This is a genomic window from Pedobacter sp. 05L430 (genome assembly GCF_056397585.1).
In genome coordinates this window covers 99,534-118,528 of sequence record NZ_JBFTNT010000001.1, presented here as the reverse complement: position 1 = coordinate 118,528, position 18,995 = coordinate 99,534, and the positions used below count along the sequence as shown (strand labels likewise).

The 18,995-nt window shown below is 37.4% G+C and carries 15 protein-coding genes; 12 read left to right on the top strand and 3 right to left on the bottom strand.

Annotation, left to right across the window (positions count from 1 at the left end):
* The first annotated feature begins 44 nt into the window (after positions 1-44).
* From porX to AC1DG9_RS00535, 4 genes are all read left to right on the top strand, one after another.
* On the top strand, positions 45-1,598 hold the full coding sequence (gene porX / locus AC1DG9_RS00550) for a T9SS response regulator signal transducer PorX (protein WP_172662329.1): 1,554 nt from the start codon (positions 45-47) through the stop codon (positions 1,596-1,598).
* 2 nt (positions 1,599-1,600) lie between these two features.
* On the top strand, positions 1,601-2,017 hold the full coding sequence (gene tsaE / locus AC1DG9_RS00545) for a tRNA (adenosine(37)-N6)-threonylcarbamoyltransferase complex ATPase subunit type 1 TsaE (protein ID WP_172662330.1): 417 nt from the start codon (positions 1,601-1,603) through the stop codon (positions 2,015-2,017).
* A 65-nt stretch (positions 2,018-2,082) separates the two neighbouring features.
* Positions 2,083-3,309: an alanine dehydrogenase gene (locus tag AC1DG9_RS00540; protein ID WP_048908148.1), complete on the top strand. Its 1,227-nt coding sequence runs from the start codon at positions 2,083-2,085 to the stop codon at positions 3,307-3,309.
* 8 nt (positions 3,310-3,317) lie between these two features.
* Entirely contained in the window at positions 3,318-4,004 is a 687-nt protein-coding gene (locus AC1DG9_RS00535; protein ID WP_172662331.1) for a M15 family metallopeptidase, read from the top strand.
* Between the two features lies 1 nt (position 4,005).
* On the opposite strand, the gene AC1DG9_RS00530 is transcribed toward AC1DG9_RS00535, so the two are convergent.
* Positions 4,006-5,244 (bottom strand): D-alanyl-D-alanine carboxypeptidase, encoded by a 1,239-nt coding sequence (locus tag AC1DG9_RS00530; RefSeq protein WP_337717065.1) that lies wholly within the window; start codon positions 5,242-5,244, stop codon positions 4,006-4,008.
* Positions 5,245-5,366: 122 nt separating this feature from the next.
* On the opposite strand from AC1DG9_RS00530, the gene AC1DG9_RS00525 reads away from it, so the two are divergent.
* The 3 genes from AC1DG9_RS00525 (at position 5,367) to AC1DG9_RS00515 (ending at position 7,870) form a co-directional block, all read left to right on the top strand.
* Positions 5,367-6,620, top strand: coding sequence for an aspartyl protease family protein (locus tag AC1DG9_RS00525; RefSeq protein ID WP_172662333.1), 1,254 nt, complete (start codon positions 5,367-5,369; stop codon positions 6,618-6,620).
* Positions 6,621-6,638: 18 nt separating this feature from the next.
* A complete protein-coding gene (locus AC1DG9_RS00520; RefSeq protein ID WP_477634215.1) occupies positions 6,639-7,580 on the top strand; it encodes a hypothetical protein in 942 nt (313 codons plus the stop codon).
* Between the two features lie 98 nt (positions 7,581-7,678).
* On the top strand, positions 7,679-7,870 hold the full coding sequence (locus AC1DG9_RS00515; RefSeq protein WP_008241764.1) for a cold-shock protein: 192 nt from the start codon (positions 7,679-7,681) through the stop codon (positions 7,868-7,870).
* Positions 7,871-7,936: 66 nt separating this feature from the next.
* On the opposite strand, the gene AC1DG9_RS00510 is transcribed toward AC1DG9_RS00515, so the two are convergent.
* On the bottom strand, positions 7,937-8,749 hold the full coding sequence (locus AC1DG9_RS00510; protein ID WP_337717067.1) for a glycerophosphodiester phosphodiesterase: 813 nt from the start codon (positions 8,747-8,749) through the stop codon (positions 7,937-7,939).
* Positions 8,750-8,841: 92 nt separating this feature from the next.
* Here AC1DG9_RS00510 and AC1DG9_RS00505 point away from each other — a divergent pair, with 92 nt between their 5' ends.
* From AC1DG9_RS00505 to AC1DG9_RS00485, 5 genes are all read left to right on the top strand, one after another.
* Complete coding sequence (locus AC1DG9_RS00505) at positions 8,842-12,159, top strand: hypothetical protein (protein ID WP_337717069.1); 3,318 nt, start codon at positions 8,842-8,844, stop codon at positions 12,157-12,159.
* Positions 12,160-12,170: 11 nt separating this feature from the next.
* On the top strand, positions 12,171-12,605 hold the full coding sequence (gene ybeY / locus AC1DG9_RS00500) for an rRNA maturation RNase YbeY (protein ID WP_172662336.1): 435 nt from the start codon (positions 12,171-12,173) through the stop codon (positions 12,603-12,605).
* A gap of 295 nt (positions 12,606-12,900) precedes the next feature.
* Positions 12,901-14,763, top strand: coding sequence for an ABC-F family ATP-binding cassette domain-containing protein (locus AC1DG9_RS00495; RefSeq protein ID WP_288881320.1), 1,863 nt, complete (start codon positions 12,901-12,903; stop codon positions 14,761-14,763).
* 85 nt (positions 14,764-14,848) lie between these two features.
* Positions 14,849-16,711, top strand: coding sequence for a tRNA uridine-5-carboxymethylaminomethyl(34) synthesis enzyme MnmG (gene mnmG, locus AC1DG9_RS00490; RefSeq protein WP_477634214.1), 1,863 nt, complete (start codon positions 14,849-14,851; stop codon positions 16,709-16,711).
* A 143-nt stretch (positions 16,712-16,854) separates the two neighbouring features.
* Entirely contained in the window at positions 16,855-18,483 is a 1,629-nt protein-coding gene (locus AC1DG9_RS00485; RefSeq protein WP_477634213.1) for an Ig-like domain-containing protein, read from the top strand.
* A gap of 1 nt (position 18,484) precedes the next feature.
* On the opposite strand, the gene AC1DG9_RS00480 is transcribed toward AC1DG9_RS00485, so the two are convergent.
* Positions 18,485-18,994, bottom strand: a complete 510-nt coding sequence (locus tag AC1DG9_RS00480) for a gamma carbonic anhydrase family protein (protein ID WP_477634212.1) — start codon at positions 18,992-18,994, stop codon at positions 18,485-18,487.
* Between the last annotated feature and the right edge of the window lies 1 nt (position 18,995).

Genomic DNA, 18,995 nt, shown 5'->3' with positions numbered 1-18,995 from the left:
ACAGTCTCTTTTTGACAAATTAATTCACATTATAAAATACGATAATGCAGGAAACCAAGATTCTATGGGCCGACGATGAGATAAACTTATTAAAACCACATATATTACTGTTAAACGAAAAAGGATATCATGTTACCACCTACACTAATGGTAACGATGCCCTTGAAGCATTTGGGAAAGAACACTTTGACCTGGTTTTTCTTGATGAAAACATGCCTGGTATGAGTGGTCTCGAAACCCTTACCGCAATAAAAAACATTAGAAATGATGTTCCGGTTGTACTAATTACCAAAAGCGAAGAAGAAAACCTGATGGAAGATGCCATCGGGTCTAAAATAGATGACTACCTTATTAAGCCCGTTAATCCGAAACAGGTTTTATTAACCATAAAGAAAATTATAGACAATAAGCGTCTTGTAAGCGAAAGAACCTCCATGGCTTACCAACAGGACTTCAGGCGCCTGGGAATGACTTTAAACGATAAGTTAAGCTACGAAGAGTGGGTAGATGTTTATAAAAAATTAGTCTTCTGGGAACTTGAGCTAGAGAAACTTGATGATCCGCAAATGCACGAGATTCTGACAATGCAAAAGTCAGAAGCAAATATGCAGTTCTCAAAATTCATTGAAGACCATTACTTAGGCTGGGTTAATGGCAAAGGCAAAGCCCCCTTGCTTTCAAACGAGTTATTAAAGAAAAAAGCATTCCCTTTAATTAATAACAATGTTCCTGTCTTCTTTATTCTTATTGATAACTTAAGGTACGATCAATGGCGGATTATTAATCCCCTGATTACTGAACATTTCCGTTTGGACGAGGAAGATACGTATTCAAGTATCTTACCTACTGCAACCCAATATGCACGTAATTCGATATTCTCTGGGTTAATGCCGCTGGAAATGGAAAAACGCTTTCCTGGATTATGGCAAAACGATGATGATGAGGGCGGAAAAAACATGCACGAAGGTGCCTTTTTGGCAGATCAGATTAAGCGTAGCCTGCGTAAAGATTGTAAATTCAGCTACAACAAAATATTAACTTACGACGACGGGAAGGCCCTTAATGAGCAAGTGAACAATTTGCTGCAAAACGAGTTTAATGCTATTGTATATAACTTTGTCGACATGCTATCGCATGCCAGAACAGACATGCAAATGATTCGTGAGCTGGCCAACGACGATGCCGCCTACCGTTCACTAACCCTCTCATGGTTTGAGCATTCTCCTTTAATGGATCTTTTGAAAAAAATCTCTCAGAAGAATGTTAAGCTGATTATCACGACAGACCATGGAACAATAAGGGTAAAACATCCAAGCAAAGTTATTGGCGATAGAAATACCAATACAAATCTTCGCTACAAGCAAGGGCGTAACCTTAATTTTAATGCAAAAGAGGTTTTTCTTATTAAAAATCCTCACGAGGCCCAATTGCCAAAAATTAATATTAGCTCCAATTATATCTTTGCAAAAGAAGACCGTTATTTTGTTTACCAGAACAACTATAACCAATTCGTAAATTACTACAATGAAACCTTCCAGCATGGGGGTATTTCATTAGAAGAGATGATTATACCAATTGCCACATACAGTTCAAGATAATAATGAATATTAATGTAAACAGCTTATCTGATTTAGATCAAGCCGCTATTGCCCTGTTAGATTTTGCCGGAACTGAAAAAATATTTGTTTTTGAAGGAGACATGGGGGCTGGAAAAACAACTTTTATTAAAGTCATAGCAAAAGCGCTTGGCGTAAAAGAACTGGTTTCAAGTCCAACCTTTTCCATTGTAAACGAATACGAGGGAAAAGGCAACATCTTTTATCATTTTGATTTCTATCGTATTAAAAACCTCCAGGAGGCATACGATATTGGCTACGAAGAGTATTTTTTTTCAGGAAATACCTGCTTTATCGAATGGCCCGAAAAAGTTGAAGAGCTTTTACCGGAGCACTATATTAAAGTTGAGATCAAAATGTTAAGTGAAAACGAGAGGGTACTGTCCATCAATAAAATATAAAATGGCAAACCCTGATTTTTAGGTTATTTTTCTTAATTTCAAGCTAAAATATCACATAAACAAATATGGCTACAGGATTACGCGAAGGTATGGCCTCCATTGCTCAAAAAGGGCTTTTACAACCCAAAGAGACAATGTCAGAAACCAGTCAGAAAAGCAATAGTTTGTATATTGGCATTCCAAAAGAAATCTCTTTCCAGGAAAACCGAATTGCACTGACTCCTTTATCGGTTGCCCTCTTGGTTAACAATGGGCATAAAGTTATAATTGAAACCGGCGCTGGCGTTGGTTCAAATTTTTCAGATAACGACTATAGCGAACAGGGTGCGATTATCTCTTTTAATAAAAAGGATGTATTTAATGCTGATATCCTGGTTAAAATAGCCCCGCCAACTTTAGAAGAGGTTGCCCTCATGCATAAAGGACAGACTTTAATATCGGCGCTTCAAATGGGCGGACTAAAAGAAACCTATCTAAAAGCGCTTCTTAATAAGAAAATCAATGCCATTTGCTTTGAAAACCTTAGAGATGAAGGAAATATTCTAAGCGTAGTACGTGCAATGAGTGAAATTGTTGGAGCAACCTCTATTTTCATCGCTGCAGAATATCTCAGCAATGTAACAGGAGGAAAAGGATTGATGCTTGGGGGCTTTACAGGCGTTCCGCCAACCGAGATTGTAATTCTTGGCGCAGGAACCGTTGGAGAATATGCCGCGCGTACAGCCCTTGCGCTAGGCGCGGAGGTAAAAGTATTCGACAGTTCTATTTATCGCTTAAGACGCCTTCAAAATAACCTGGGAAGCCGGGTATTCACCTCTGTAATGCAACCTATAGTCCTTGGTAAAGCAATTACTACCTGCGATGTTGTTATTGGCGCCATCAGAGCAACTCACGGAAGAAGCCCCTGCATTGTAATGGAAGAAACCGTAACCCGAATGAAACCCAATTCGGTTGTAATCGATGTAAGCATAGACCAGGGTGGTTGTTTCGAAACCTCAGAAGTCACCAATCATAAGGACCCCGTGTTTAGGAAACATGATGTAATCCATTATTGCGTTCCTAATATCGCTTCTCGGGTGCCTCGCACGGCGTCATATGCCCTCACAAATATATTTACACCAATTCTTGTAGATATAGGTGATATGGGCGGATTAATGAATGTGGTTTGGAGCAAGCCCGGTATCAGAGAAGCGCTATACATTTATCAGGGGCATTTAACGAACAAAGACCTTGCTAACATGTATAACCTTCCATACAAGGACATTGAACTGCTTGTGGTCTCAAATCAATAGCTCCTGGCATGAGGAAATACCTGTACCTGCTACTGCTTTTCATTTTTCCGTTATGCACAAAAGCGCAAAAACTTAAGGCCAACCCTTACGGTTTACAAGTCGTCAATTCATATGAAGATTACCACTCATCCTATGCTAAAGACCCAAAGAATAAATTAATAGAAATCCAAAAAGCAATTCCGAACATTAAGCTCGATATCAGGTACGCCACCAAAAACAACTTCATGAATCAGGTGATGTACAAAGAGGCCCGGGCTTTTGCAAGGAAGCCTGTTGTTGAACAGCTAAAAAAGATACAATTTGCCCTTAACAAAAAAGGCTACGGCTTAAAAATCTTCGATGCGTATCGGCCATATACCATTACACTTGCTTTCTACCAAAAAGCTAAAGACAAAAATTTTGTCGCTAACCCTAAAAAAGGATCTAAACACAACCGGGGCTGTGCCATAGACCTAACACTTATCGATTTAAAAACGGGAAAAGAACTTCAAATGCCGACACCGTACGACAGTTTTGCGGCCCAAGCCTCACCATCTTACTCAAACCTGCCAGCACCAGTAATAAAAAACAGAACATTACTGATAACAACAATGCAAGCCTATGGATTCCGTGTAATAACAAATGAATGGTGGCATTTTGATTTCGTTGGATGGAAAAAATATCCCCTCATGGATATTCCATTTGAAAAGCTATAACCTAAAAGTTTTCATGCACGTAGGTTATAATTTTGCCCATCTCATTTCTCACTCCGGTTGTAGACGAAACAAAATTATTATTCATAAAGGAGAACAGATATATCTTGTTTTTTTTGGTCACAACATAACCGCTCTGACAGTGAACATTCGATAGCGTTCCTGTTTTGCCAAAAACAAAGGGATCATTGGTTTTAGGATAGGCATTTTTTAAGGTTCCGCTCTTCCCACCGGCCGGGAGCATCGCAAATAATCTCTTTTGATCATTCACCTCTTTGTAAATAAGCTCCAGAAGCTTAATAATATCCCTTGGGGTGAATAAATTATACCTTGACAAGCCAGAACCATCAATCCATACGGGTTTATCCTGTAGCTCCTTTAAATAGGTTTTTTCGATGTGCTGTATTGCCGCCTCTGCACTCAAATGCTCGCCAATCTGATTTGAATATACCAGGAGCAACTGTTCGGCAATAAAATTGTCACTTGGAACCAGCATCTCTTTAAAAACAGAATCCGATTTTAAAGAATACAACATTGATGCATTAGCGGGCATATTCATGTTAACTAATTCAACCTTTTTTCCAAGCGTATCCGACAATAATGCTAATGTTGTTTGCAAACTGACTTTATATGGCACGGCCTGCTTATATCCCAAAGGCACAGCTACTGAGGGATAATTAAATCTATTTTCATTGAAATCCCTCTTTACAAGAAAAGAAGTATCTTTTATTGAAGAATCCTGACCTACACAATCAGCAAACAAGGTAGGCGAAACCTTCAATTTACCCTTCTCTTCATTAATTTCAACCAGGTTCCCCATAATCGGGAACTCATTGATCTCTGCCTGATAATAATCATTGTAATCATCCCATTGCCAACCCTTTCCATAAAAATCCCCCTTGTATCTTCCATGCGCAAAAAAGAGTTTCTTTTTTGTAGCTCTTAGAAAATCGAAAGCTTTCGTTCCTTTTAACTGGATTTGTAAAAAAGAAGGATCTCCTGTCCCCCAAAATATAAGGGAATCACCACGCTCAATATACCGCAAGGCTGGAATTGAATCAGGGGTCATTTTTAGTCCCCCATAAAAAGTAAATAATTTAGTGTTTGATGCCGGAGTAAAATATTTATCAGCGTTATTTTCAAAGACCATTTTATCCGCAGACATATCGTATAAAGCAAACCCAACATAGTGTTTTTTTAGCCCCTCAGACTGTTTAAAAAGGCTATTCACCTTTCTGGCCATACGACGGTCAATGGAGCACCCACTTAAAAAAAAGCCCCCACAGACAACCAATAAAAGAAATAAGCTTTTAATTTTAAATTCAGATCTACACATACTGACTACTAATTTATTAAATTAGTTCAATGAATTCGCTTATGCGTGCCGTTAATTTCTTTTTCTTAAAAGTTATTCTGATTTCCATAATAATTGGAATTTGCTCGGCATATGCCCTAAAAGCCCAGCAATTTAGTTTTCATGGTTCTCGTACAAAAGGCGCTGTCAATTTTACCCTTATCCGGAATTTAATTATTATTCCCTTGTACATTAACAACAAAGGCCCGTATAACTTCATTCTTGATACCGGTGTAGGACCATTGGTGATCACAGATACTACAATTGTTAAAGATTTAAACCTCAAAGATCTTCGGCCTATTAAAATAACCGGTCTCGGTAAAGGAATAGAAATCGACGCTTTTCTTTCCAATGAGCTCTCAGCCAAAGTAGGCAAAGCAAGTATTGATTACATCCCTACGGCAATATTAAAAACAGATATTTTAGGTCTTTCAAATTTTATGGGCATCAGAATTTATGGCCTTTTGGGTTACTATTTCTTCAATAGCTTTACAGTCGAAATTAATTACTCTTCTAAAAGAGTAATCTTTAGCTTGCCGGGAACTAAAAAGAAAATAAAAGGAGATATTGTTCCATTGCAAATCATCAATAACAAGCCCTATATCAACGTAGAGCTAGACACCAAAGAATTGGGTATAATAAACGCAAAAGTTGTTGTTGATAATGGTGCCAGTCATGCCATTTCACTTGAAACCTTAAACGAAAAACCTTTCCCTGTCCCTGCAAATTCAATTCCTGCAAATCTCGGAATTGGTTTAAGTGGTCCAATTAGCGGAAATGTTGGGCGTGTGCCCAAAATAAGGATAGGAAACTTCGTGTTAAAGGATGTCATTTCTTCCTATCCTATTTATGATGATGTAGCGGCAAAAACGTTTATTTTAAATCGAAATGGGAATCTGGGAGCCGACATATTAAGTCGGTTCAATGTTACTTTTGATTATGCAAATGAAATCATGTACCTCAAACAGAATCAATCCTTCAAGCGGCCGTTTGAACACGATATGTCGGGTATCGAAGTCTATGTAGAAGAAGACCCAAACAAGCGATATTTCATCAGCAGAATTGAACCCAATTCTCCGGCCCAGTTGGCAGGAATACATGAAGGAGATGAGATTATATCCATCAATTTTTCTAGCGCCAAAACCCTAAACCTTAATGACATTACCAAAACATTACGCTCGGGAGATGGCAGGGGCATTTTCCTTTCCATAAACAGAAATGGAGAGCTCCTTATCAAACTTATAAAATTGAAGAAACGGATATAAATATTTATTTTTACAAATATGACGAAGATACCCCGTTTTAAATTATTATTCAGCTTAATCTTACTCACTACATCTTATGCCTGCAACAGCCCTAAAGAGGAGAAAAAAGTCGTAAAAAAACTTTCATTTGATTCAATCATTGGAATTAGATATCAGGAAGTAAAGCGTAGATTTAGCAACGGCCTTTCTTTCAATGAAATGGGATTCCAGCAGGAACCATCGTGGATCATTCAGTTTAAATCAAACGATACAGTGATGGCTTATAGTCCTCAAAAGAAAAAGATGCAGCCCTTTTTTCTCATGTTTGATCATGGCGATGTATATAATTTTGCAAATGAATACTTCCGGATAAAAAAAGTAAACAAAGATAGCCTTGTGTTTCAAAGGCTTCATCTTCAAAAAAAGGAAATCTCGAAAGACATCAGATCTGATGTTAACATAACTTACTATTCCGATAATTATATAAAAAATGTATTAAAAACAACTGCAGAGGAGCTGCAAAAGCCCTCCAAAGCCGATACACTTTATGTTCAATGGCTCTCTGCAAAATCAAATCGCAACCCGAAAAATTTAGATAGTGCGTTCGCGGGCCGGCAGCCGGTGGAGTTTACCCCGGTAAGCAAGCTAATTAAAGTAAAAAAAATCACAACCGTTGACCCCTTTATGGGCAGAACACAATCCTACGATTATTTATTCCCGGAATATCGTATCGACATTGATAAGGCTTACAAGGACTTTGCATACGCATTTAATGTGCTTGTAAATGCTAATGGCAAAATGTATTTAACTTCATTTGGAAACGTTTTGCCAGAACACAAAGAGGCAAGAAAGAAATCATTAGAAKCAATTATCAATGTCTATCTTCAAAATCTACTGAGGGTTACACCGGGAAAAACACTTGGAATACCCCACTCTAGCGAAATTAAATTKGTTGTTCAGGGCAAAAAAGACAATAAATGATGCTTTTCGCATTTTATATTAATCAAAATATAAAGCACTTGCATTTTAATAAAAAAATAATATGTACATTGCACACTTAATTTTTAATAAATAATACAATGCAAGAAGGAACAGTAAAATTTTTTAATGTAACTAAAGGTTTCGGATTCATCATTCCAGCAAACGGAGATAGCGAAATTTTTGTACATTCAACAGGCCTTATCGATGAAATTCGTGAAAACGACAAAGTTGAATACGATGTTGAAAGCGGTAAAAAAGGGTTGAATGCGATTAATGTTAAAGTAATCTAGATTATTAAAAACATAAATTGTACAGCATCGCAGATAACCTGCGATGCTTTTTTGTTTTATAGCCTTTTATTTATTCTCCGTCTGTGTTGCTTTGATGGTCTCGAAAGCCAATTCAGGTTCGTTTGTAGTTATAAACTCCACCTTATTCTTAAGCAGCCATTTCATGTCCTCAGCATTATTAACTGTCCACGCATTAATAGTTAAACCCAATTCTTTAGCCTTAGCAAACCACTCTCCTTTTTGGTAAACGCTGTAGTGATAATCCGCACCATAAAATCCATCGGCTTTAAGTTTATCTAAAGATGCATCTCCATTCAAATAAGCCACCCTAGCCTTAGGGTCCAATTCCAAAACCCGCTTCAGAACATCATAGCTAAAACTAATGTAATCAACCCATTCTTTTGCTTTCAATTTCTTAACCATTGCAACTGCACGGTCAGTTAATTTCTGATCTCTTTCCGGATCTGCTTTCGATGGTTTTATCTCCAGAATCAACTTCATTTTCTTCTGCTTTATTCCCTCTTTTAAATACGCTTCCAGAGTAGGAATATTTTCGCCATTTGGATGTTTTTTAGTCAAAAGCTCTTTATACGTTACTTGCGCAATATGAAGCCCATAAAAGTCCGGATCGTGGTTAATAACCAAAACGCTATCCGAAGTCATATGAACATCGAATTCAGAACCATAACAGCCCAATCTTATCGCTTCTTTTAGAGAGGCAATAGAGTTTTCAGGTAAATTATTCTTTTTCCATGCCCCACGATGCGCAATAACAGGATTATTATTCCATGAACTTCCCTTAACAATTGCTTTAGGCTCCGGATCAAAACTTTTCGTAAATACAGCCATAAGGGTAATGACTAAAATTGATGATTTCATAAATATACTTTTTCTAAAAATACTCGTTAAATGTTTATCTAAACGTTTTCTTAAAGTTATTTTTTAACTTTATTACCCATTCCACTGTTTTAATGAATAATAATTACGCCATTTTAATAGCTAAAGTTAATGAGTTTACGCAAAAGTTTTATCTGAATAAGCTGGTGCGGGGGTCTATCTATGCAGCAGCCTTGCTACTTCTGGGTTATCTTTTCCTCTTTCTGTTTGTTTATTATACAAACCCTGGTGTAGGCACTAAAACCTTCCTTTTTTTTTCGTTTATAGTGTTTTCTGTAGCAGTAATATCATTTCTCATTATAAAACCAGCACTTTCTTACTTCAAACTAAGTAAGAATCTAAGTATAGAAGAAGCGGCTACATTAATTGGCGATCATTTTTTTAATGTAAAAGATAAGTTACTAAACACCCTTCAGCTTCAGGCGCTTGCCAATCAGCATCCAAACAACAATCAATTGATTTTAGCAGGGATTGATCAGAAAATAATGGAACTCAGACCCGTTCCTTTTGCAAGCGCAATCAAACTAAAAGACAACAAAAAGCACATTAAATACTTCCTCATACCTCTCTCTGTTATCCTGCTAATTGGCATAATTGCACCAGCCATATTAAGAGAAGGAACTAGCAGTTTTGTTCAGTACAATAAAGAAATTCTCCCTAAAGCTCCTTTTGATTTTGTGATGTTAAACAAAAGCCTAATGGTTCCGCAGGGCGATGACTTTACGCTTAAACTTAAAACCACAGGAAACGAACTCCCTCAGGAAGTATATGTTTCAGATGGAGCAAATACCTATAAATTAGAAAAAGAAGGCAACAACCGCTTTACCTATATATTCAAAAACCTACAAAAGAATAAAAACATTCAGTTCTCTGCCGGGGGCTTTAACTCTATTTCTCATACAATTGAGGTTAAACCCCGTCCTTCCGTACTCAATATTACAGCTAAACTCCAATACCCCGCATATCTAAACAAAAAAGAAGAAACCATCCAAAATGCAGGTGATTTATTAATCCCTGAAGGAACGATAGTTACCTGGTTGTTAAACACAGAGAACAGTAGTGCGCTTAACTTTATCATTGGGGGCAAGCAGTACGCTTTAAATTCTAGTAGCAATAGCTTTAGTTTTACCAAAAAGCTACAAGAAAATACAGGATATCAAATTACTCCTAAAAACAGCTTTATAAACAGCAAAGACTCTCTCTCTCATCAAATAGCCATTATTAAGGATGAATTCCCTAACATCTCAATAGTAGAAACCCCAGATTCTGTTAGTAGCAAGGCCTTATATTTTTCGGGGAATATATCAGACGATCATGGATTTAGTTCCTTAAAATTTCAATACAATATCAAAGAAAATGGTATCCTAAAAAGCACTGTCACAAAATCCATTTCAATAAAGAAAAATCAACAGGAAGACGCATTTTTCTATCTATGGAATCTAAACGAGACGCCTCTAAAGCCCGGACAAGCACTAGAGTACTATTTTGAGGTGGCAGATAATGATGCGGTAAACGGAGCTAAAAAGACTAAATCAGCGATAAAGATATTTGAAGTTCCCACCCAACAGCAGGTTGCCGAAAAAATAAACCAGGGAAACACAGAGCTGAAGCAGAAAATGGAAAAAACCATCAAACTGGCCTCCGAAGTTGAAAAAGACAGCAAAAAGCTTGGAGAAACGCTGCTGGATAAGAAACAACTCTCTTTCGATGATAAAAAACAGATAGAACAACTGCTGGATAAGCAGCAGCAACTTGAAAAAGCAGTTGAGGAAATCAAGTCATTAAATGAAAAAAACACACTCCAAAAAGAAGAGAACAATGCTTTAAAAGACGAATTAATGGAGAAACAAAAGAAGATTGATGACCTGTTCAACAATGTTCTTAATGAAAAAACMAAAGAGCTTCTTCAAAAGCTTCAAAACCTAATGGACGAGAACAATAAGGATCAAACTCAAACTGAGTTGTCTAAAATGCAGATGGACAACAAGTCTTTAAAGAATGAACTTGACAGGATATTAGAGCTTTACAAGCAATTAGAATTCGAACAAAACTTAAAAAACAACACAGACAGGCTAAATGACCTTGCTAAGGAGCAAAAAGAATTATCCCAAAAAAGTGCAGAAAAAGACTCTGGGCCCAACAAGCTTAAGGAAGAACAGAAAAAACTCTCTTCTGAATTCGACGACATTAAAAAAGAACTCGAGAAACTAGATGAGAAAAACCAGCAAATGGAGCGTCCAAATCCATTTAAAAATCCTGAAAAAGAAACATCCGAAATCAAACAACAACAAAAGGACAGCGAGAACAAACTAGATCAGAACAATAAAAAAGATGCGTCCAAAAGTCAGCAGAAAGCGGCCGAACAAATGGAAAAGGTTGCTAAACAAATGGAACAGATGCAGCAGGAATCTGCTGAAATGGAAAGTAACCTGAGTATTGCCGAGCTGCGTCAGTTATTAAAAAACCTGCTGAACACCTCTTTTGATCAGGAAAAGGTAATGCTGAACCTAAAAGGAATGAATAGCAATGACCCTCTTTATACACAGAACGTGCAGAAACAACGCAGTATTAAAGACAATATGAAAACCATTGCCGATAGTTTATTCTCTTTAAGTAAAAGGGTGCCACAAATTGAAACTGCTGTTAATGAAGAAATGCAGAAGATTAACTTCAATATTGATAAAAGCCTGGAAAACCTTGGAGAAAGAAACACTGCCATGGCAAACAGGAATCAGCAGTACACCATGACGTCAGTAAACAACCTAACCTTAATGCTGAATGAAGCGCTGGACCAGCTCCAGAATATGAAGAAAAACACCAAAGGAGGCGGGCAAGGAAAAGGAAAAGGAGGCAGCATGCAGCAACTTCAGCAAATGCAAAAGCAGCTTAACAACAGCATGCAAAAGGCACGCGATGAGCTTCAGAAGAACGGGAATAGAGGCTCTGTACCAAAAGGGCAAATGAGCCAGGAGTTTGCAAAAATGGCCCAGCAACAACAAATGATAAGAGAAGCACTTCAGAAAATAAATCAGGAGCAAAATAAAGACGGAAAAAATGGGCTCGGAAACCTCAATCAAATGATAGAAGACATGAAGTCTACTGAGAATGAGTTAGTTAACAAAAAAATAGAACAGGAAACCCTTAATCGTCAAAAAACCATTCTTACAAAACTACTTGATGCAGAGAACGCGCAGCGAGAACAAGATCAGGATGCTAAAAGAGAGGCAAAAGCCGCTAAAGATTTCCCCCCTTCTTACAAACAGATGCTCGAAAAATTTAAAAAACTTCAGCAATCAGAAACAGAATGGCTGCAGAAATTGCCTCCTGATTTAAACTTCTTCTATAAAAAGAAAATAACAGAGTACTTTAAATTGCTAAATTCGCCCCAATAATTTATGATCTGATGAGCAAACCGAGCATTAATTTTTTTACAGAAGACACCAATTATACCATAAAAAAGAAGACCGTTATTAAGGATTGGCTCAAATCTGCCATTGCAGCAGAAGGATATCTTTTAAAGGAATTGAATTTTATACTTTGCTCCGACGAATATCTGCTGCGTATAAACCAGGATTACCTTAATCATGACACATATACTGATGTAATTACTTTTGACAACTCAGAAGAGCTTAAAACGATTGTGGGCGACATATTTATCAGCATCGAAAGAATAAAGGAAAATGCGGCAACATTTAAGCATACCGTTGAGCAGGAATTGTGTAGGGTCATGATTCACGGAGCACTTCATCTTTTGGGATATAAGGACAAAACTAAAGCAGCAAAAACACTCATGACTGCGCGCGAAGACCACTATCTTGCGCTTTTATCTAATCCTTAATATTTGGCTGTTTTTAGGCTTTTTGCCGGGACTTGGCTTTTTTACAGCATAAGTATTGGATTGTCCGTTGTTATTGCTTCTAACGCCCGCTAATAGAGCCGTTTTTTAACCCTTTTTATCTTCAAAAGTACCATTGTTCTTATTTTGAGGAGGCTATTATAACATTTTCGTTACAATCAAGTTATGTTACTGTAAGATCAAAATCCTCTATATTGAATAGGCCCAACTATATACCAAATAATTATTGCTTACTTTTGTAGTAATTTCTTATCTATAATCTCGTTAAACACAGACTTTGAGCACACTAATTGCAGCCGAAAACTTAGGCCATGCTTATCACGATGAATGGCTTTTTAAAAACTTAACTCTGGGCATACAAACCGGTCAGCGCGTAGCGCTAGTTGGAATAAATGGCGCCGGAAAGAGTACCCTATTAAAATTACTTGCCGAAAGATTCTCTCCTCTTGAGGGTAAAATTGTAAAAAATAAATCCGTAAAGATCGGATTTCTTGATCAGGAGCCATCTTTCACTGAAGGTCACTCCATTAGTGATTTCATATTTTCATTGGAAAACAAGCAACAACAACTTATCAAAGAATACGAAGAGCTGATAGAAGACCCCAATCCAGATGAAAGGACACTGAATCGCTTATATGAGGAATTAAGCGAACACAACGCCTGGGAGTATGAGCATGAGATAAAAACCATTCTTAGTCGGATGGGGATCACTCATTTACAACAACAAATTTCTACACTTTCTGGCGGACAGAAAAAGCGTTTGGCCCTGGCGAAACTCCTTATTGAGGATCCTGAGATCTATGTATTAGATGAGCCAACGAATCATCTGGACATAGATACGATTGAATGGTTAGAGAAATTACTTACATCTGGAAATAAAACGATCCTATTGGTTACGCACGACCGTTATTTTCTGGACAATGTATGTAATACGATCGTTGAGCTAGACAGAGGAAAAATATATAACTACAATGGCAACTATGCCTACTTCCTTGAAAAGAAATCTGAAAGAGAAGCTGCTGATGAGAGTACTTTTCAAAAGAACAAAAATCTTTTAAAGAAAGAATTAGAGTGGATGAGAAGGATGCCACAAGCACGTACCACCAAATCTCAGGCAAGAATTGACGCATTTTACGACTTAGATAGCAAAACAAAGCAACGAACTGACAATCAAAGTATTACTTTAAATGTAAAAATGTCACGCCAGGGAAACAAAATTCTTGAGCTAGACCATATTGGGCAGTCATTTGATGATAAAAAAATCATCAGTGATTTCAGTTATACATTTAAACGCGCCGACAGAATTGGTCTCGCCGGGAAAAACGGAACGGGAAAATCCACTTTGCTAAATATTATTACCGGATTTCTTAAACCTGAAAAAGGAAAAGTCGGGACTGGAGAAACAACTGTTTATGGTTACTATAAACAAGGAGGTTTAGCTTTCAATGAAAAAGAACGTGTTATTGATATTGTAAAATCTGATGCCGAATATATTAAAATGGCAGACGGGCAAACCATATCCGCCTCGCAACTATTAACGCTATTTCTCTTCCCGCCCAAGAAGCAACATGGCATGGTCGAGAAACTAAGCGGTGGAGAAAAGAAGCGATTGCACCTGATGAAAGTATTAATGCAAAACCCAAATTTCTTAATTCTCGATGAGCCTACAAATGATCTTGATATCGACACCTTAAATGTTCTTGAAGAATTTCTTGAGAATTTTCCAGGTGTGCTAATACTTGTATCGCACGATAGATATCTGTTAGATAAAATGAGCGAGCAATTATTTATAATGGAGGGAAATGGTGAAGTGACGATTTACAATGGAAATTATTCGGAATACAGATTAAGTTTAGATGCTGCAAAAGAAAAACCAGAAGTAAAAAAGAAAGAAACGCAAACGCCCGCTCCTACCCCAGTGGCACAAAAAAAATTAAGCTACAAGGAGCAAAAAGAATTAGAAGATCTGGAAGCAAGGATTCCTCAAATTGAAACAGAAGTAGAAAGGCTAACACAATCATTGTTAGAAATCGATAGTTCAAACTATATTGAAATTCAAACCGTAACCAAGTCTATCGAAAGCTTAAATACCGAAATGGACATTGTAATGGAGAGATGGCTCGAGCTTTCAGAGAAATAAATTAATAACTTTACAAACACGTTCCACGTGAAACGCTCCGGAAAATCATCGCAGAGTTTCACGTGGAACATACAAAATATAAGCTATGTTTAATGAATATGATGTAATTGTTGTCGGTGCAGGACACGCAGGTTGCGAAGCTGCAGCGGCAGCAGCAAACCTTGGCTCCTCTGTTCTATTGATCACGATGAACATGGAGACCATTGCACAGATGAGCTGTAACCCGGCAATGGGCGGAGTAGCCAAAGGACAAATAGTTCGGGAGATCGACGCTTTGGGCGGGTACTCCGGGATTATAAGTGACAAGACAACTCTTCAATTCAGAATGCTAAATCTTTCTAAAGGTCCGGCGATGTGGAGTCCAAGAACTCAAAATGACCGCAAAAGATTTGCCGAAGAATGGCGACTAGCTTTAGAGCGTACTCCAAATGTTGACTTTTGGCAAGATATGGTAAGCAGCCTACTCATTAAAAACAATACTGTAGTTGGAGTTAAAACTTCCTTAGGTGTCGAGATAAAAGGCAAGTCTGTAGTACTCACAAATGGAACATTTTTAAATGGCGTTATCCATGTTGGCGAGAAAAAATTTGGCGGCGGCCGCACCGGAGAAAAWGCAGCAACTGGAATTACCGAACAACTTACAGAGTTAGGATTTGAAGCCGGCAGAATGAAAACTGGCACCCCTCCCCGAGTAGATGGAAGATCCTTAAACTACAGTGTTATGGAAGAGCAATGGGGCGACGAAAATCCGGGCAGATTCTCTTTCACAAACGTAGCCAGACCGACCGAACAACGTTGCTGCTGGATCACCTATACAAACTCCGAAGTGCACGAGACCTTAAAAGAAGGCTTTGAAAAATCACCAATGTTTACTGGTCGCATCAAAGGCCTTGGTCCAAGATACTGTCCTTCCATTGAAGACAAAATCAATAGGTTTGCCGAACGTGAAAGACATCAAATATTTGTGGAGCCTGAAGGCTGGAATACTTGTGAAATATATGTAAATGGATTCTCTACCTCGCTACCAGAGGATGTACAATACAAAGCACTAACCAAGATTCCAGGATTTGAAAATGCCAAAATGTTCAGGCCAGGTTATGCCATTGAGTACGATTATTTCCCGCCTACCCAACTATCTTTAACCCTAGAGACCAAATTAATCAGCAATTTATTCTTTGCTGGCCAAATAAACGGAACAACCGGATACGAAGAAGCTGCTAGTCAGGGTTTTATAGCAGGAATCAATGCCCATCAGAAGGTAAAAGACAAACATGAGCTCATCATGAAGCGCTCTGAATCATATATCGGTGTTTTAATTGATGATCTTGTAACTAAAGGCACCGAAGAGCCATACAGAATGTTTACATCCAGAGCGGAACACAGACTCTTACTTAGACAAGATAACGCAGATATCAGGCTCTCCCCTATTGGCCACAGTCTGGGTCTGATAAACGATGAACGTCTGGATCTCGTTAAGCAAAAAGTAGCTAATTCAGATGCAATTGTAGAGTTCTCCAAAAAACAGGCAATTGATATGAATCAAGCAAATGCGCTCTTGCAAGATTTAGGAACAAGTGCGTTAAATCAGACCGTTAAAGTATTTAATCTTTTAAGCCGACCGCAAGTAGGAATAAATGATATTAGAACTGTTAGTCCGAACTTCAATGAATTTTTAGATCAGTTTGATAAAGAAACTATTGAGCAGGCTGAAATAAAAATCAAGTATGAGAGTTATTTTGAAAAGGAACAGGAAATTGTAAATAAAATGCAAAAGATGGAAGACAAGGATATTAATCCAAATTTTGACTATTCTCAATTAGTATCTTTATCAAAAGAAGCTCGCGAGAAATTGTTGAAAATAAAACCAAGAACGCTCGGACAAGCGTCCCGAATTTCAGGTGTTTCGCCTTCCGACATATCCGTTTTAATGGTACATATCAGCAAATAATACATAACTAACTGGATAATAATAATTTAGGTGTTAAAATAATAGATAAAAATAAGGCTCATTTTAAAGCGATATAAACCACTTTTAGAAAAAAGTAATGATATCTATTAAAAACAGGTTTAAATTCAATACAACTCATATAAATGGCTAAAAACAACAACATAGTCTTCTTAAGGAATTTCGCTATCCTATTTTTGATAGTTTCTTTAATTTACAGCTGTGCAAGTATTCAGCAACCTCAGGGTGGGCCCAGAGACACCACCCCACCTAAGGTCTTAAGCATGCTACCAAAAGACGAGACTACAAATTTCACATCCAAAAAAGTTGTTATAGAATTTGATGAGTATTTCAAATTACAGAATGAGTTTAAAGAATTTTCTGTTTCACCTGAAATGCCTAAACCTCCAGTTCTAAAAACGAAGGGAAAAAAATTAGAAATATCCTTTCCGGATAGTCTCGAAAAAAACACAACATATACTTTAAACTTTGGAAAGTCTGTTGCCGATGTTAATGAATCTAACGTAGTCAAAAATTTGACCTATGTATTTTCAACAGGTCCAAAACTTGATTCATTGAGCATAAAAGGAAAAGTAACAAATTCATTAACGGGTGAACCGGAGTTAGACGCCGTTGCATTTATACTGCCCCTAAATAGAGATACACTATTCGGAAAAGGTAAGCCATCTATTTATACCCTTACAGATAGCAGTGGTAATTACAGCTTAAAGAATTTAAGGAGCGATACCTATAAATTATACGTCCTCAAAGAAAAAAGTGGTGATAAAATCTATCAGCAAGCGACAGACGAAATTGGTTTTCTAAAGGATTCCATCGTTTTAACCAAGAATATGGATAGCATGAATTTAAAGGTATTTAAAGAGGATGCTACCGTATTTAGAATCGTTGACAAACGCMTGAATCCAGATGGAAGTATACTGTTAACTTTTAATCAAAAACTAAAGAAGCCGGAAGCAATAATTCTGGATCCTCCCGCCTTAGATGCTTCAAAGAAAATTAAATTTAGTAAGAACAACGATTCACTAAAAGTTTGGCTTACAGATTTAAGCTTCGATTCAACAAAAGTAAGCATTAAAGAAAACGGAAAATTGCTTCAAACAGCAACATTAACCAGAGGTAAAAAAGAAACATATACCAGATCATTAACGGCATTAAATAATCTTGATAACCGCGCTTTGCCACCAGGCAGAACCCTAAAATTTACCTTCAATTTTCCAATAGAAAGCTTTGATGCAAGCAAAATAACATTACTGGAAGACTCTGTAGATACCAAAAACTTCACCTTGACTAAAGACAGTTTAGACCAACTCTCCTACTATTTCAGGTATCCGTGGAAACAAAAAACCATGTATGATATCACCTTCGCTCCTGGCGCATTTACAGCCATTTTTAAGGCTCAGAACAAGGAAATAAAAACTTCACTTGAGCTTGGCAAGAAAGATGATTACGGAACACTAAAAGTAAAAATTGTACCTCCTGAAAAACAAAAAAGTTATATTCTGGAAATTATTGATGGCAACAAAAGCATCGTAAATACAATAGTTGTAAAACAAGATACATCTGTAACTTTCAGTAATTATAAAGGCGGAAAATATTTCATAAGAATAACCTACGACACCAATAAAAACGGCGTCTGGGACACAGGAAGTGTTGCCCTGGGATTACAGCCCGAAAAAATATGGAATGAGCCTAAAGAGTTATCAATCAGGCCTAATTGGGAAAGAAATGAGGTAATTACTATTCCAAAAGAATAAACTATCTGAACCAGTCAGAATACATGATATAATTGTCCGGTAACTTATTTAATAAAGCCCTTTGCTCATCAGTAATGGGCTTTATTTTTTTTGCAGGTGTACCTGCATAAATAAATCCGCTTTCACAGTGCGTATTCTCTAATACAACAGCTCCTGCAGCAATAATAGTATAATCCTCAACAACTGCATTATCCATTATGATAGCGCCCATGCCCACCAATATATGGTTGTTTAGCGTACATCCATGTACAATTGCATTATGACCAACAGATACCCTATTTCCTATCCTGGTGGCCGCTTTAAGGTAAGTAGCATGAATAACAGCACCATCCTGAATATTACTGTCATCACCAATCGTAATCTTATTTACATCCCCYCTAATCACGGCATTAAACCRAACAGAGCAATTTTTTCCCATAATCACATCTCCAACTATTGTTGCATTAGGAGCAATAAAACAATTGTCACCCCACTTTGGATGTACATCTTTAACTGGTAATATAACTGGCATA

Bases quoted from the DNA above. Each gene is read 5' to 3' on its own strand.
- AC1DG9_RS00530 (WP_337717065.1), bottom strand. From the start codon at position 5,244: ATGGCCAGAAAGGTGAATAGCCTTTTTAAACAGTCTGAGGGGCTAAAA.
- AC1DG9_RS00515 (WP_008241764.1), top strand. From the start codon at position 7,679: ATGCAAGAAGGAACAGTAAAATTTTTTAATGTAACTAAAGGTTTCGGA.
- ybeY (WP_172662336.1), top strand. From the start codon at position 12,171: ATGAGCAAACCGAGCATTAATTTTTTTACAGAAGACACCAATTATACC.
- AC1DG9_RS00535 (WP_172662331.1), top strand. From the start codon at position 3,318: ATGAGGAAATACCTGTACCTGCTACTGCTTTTCATTTTTCCGTTATGC.
- tsaE (WP_172662330.1), top strand. From the start codon at position 1,601: ATGAATATTAATGTAAACAGCTTATCTGATTTAGATCAAGCCGCTATT.
- AC1DG9_RS00525 (WP_172662333.1), top strand. From the start codon at position 5,367: ATGAATTCGCTTATGCGTGCCGTTAATTTCTTTTTCTTAAAAGTTATT.
- AC1DG9_RS00540 (WP_048908148.1), top strand. From the start codon at position 2,083: ATGGCTACAGGATTACGCGAAGGTATGGCCTCCATTGCTCAAAAAGGG.
- porX (WP_172662329.1), top strand. From the start codon at position 45: ATGCAGGAAACCAAGATTCTATGGGCCGACGATGAGATAAACTTATTA.
- AC1DG9_RS00510 (WP_337717067.1), bottom strand. From the start codon at position 8,749: ATGAAATCATCAATTTTAGTCATTACCCTTATGGCTGTATTTACGAAA.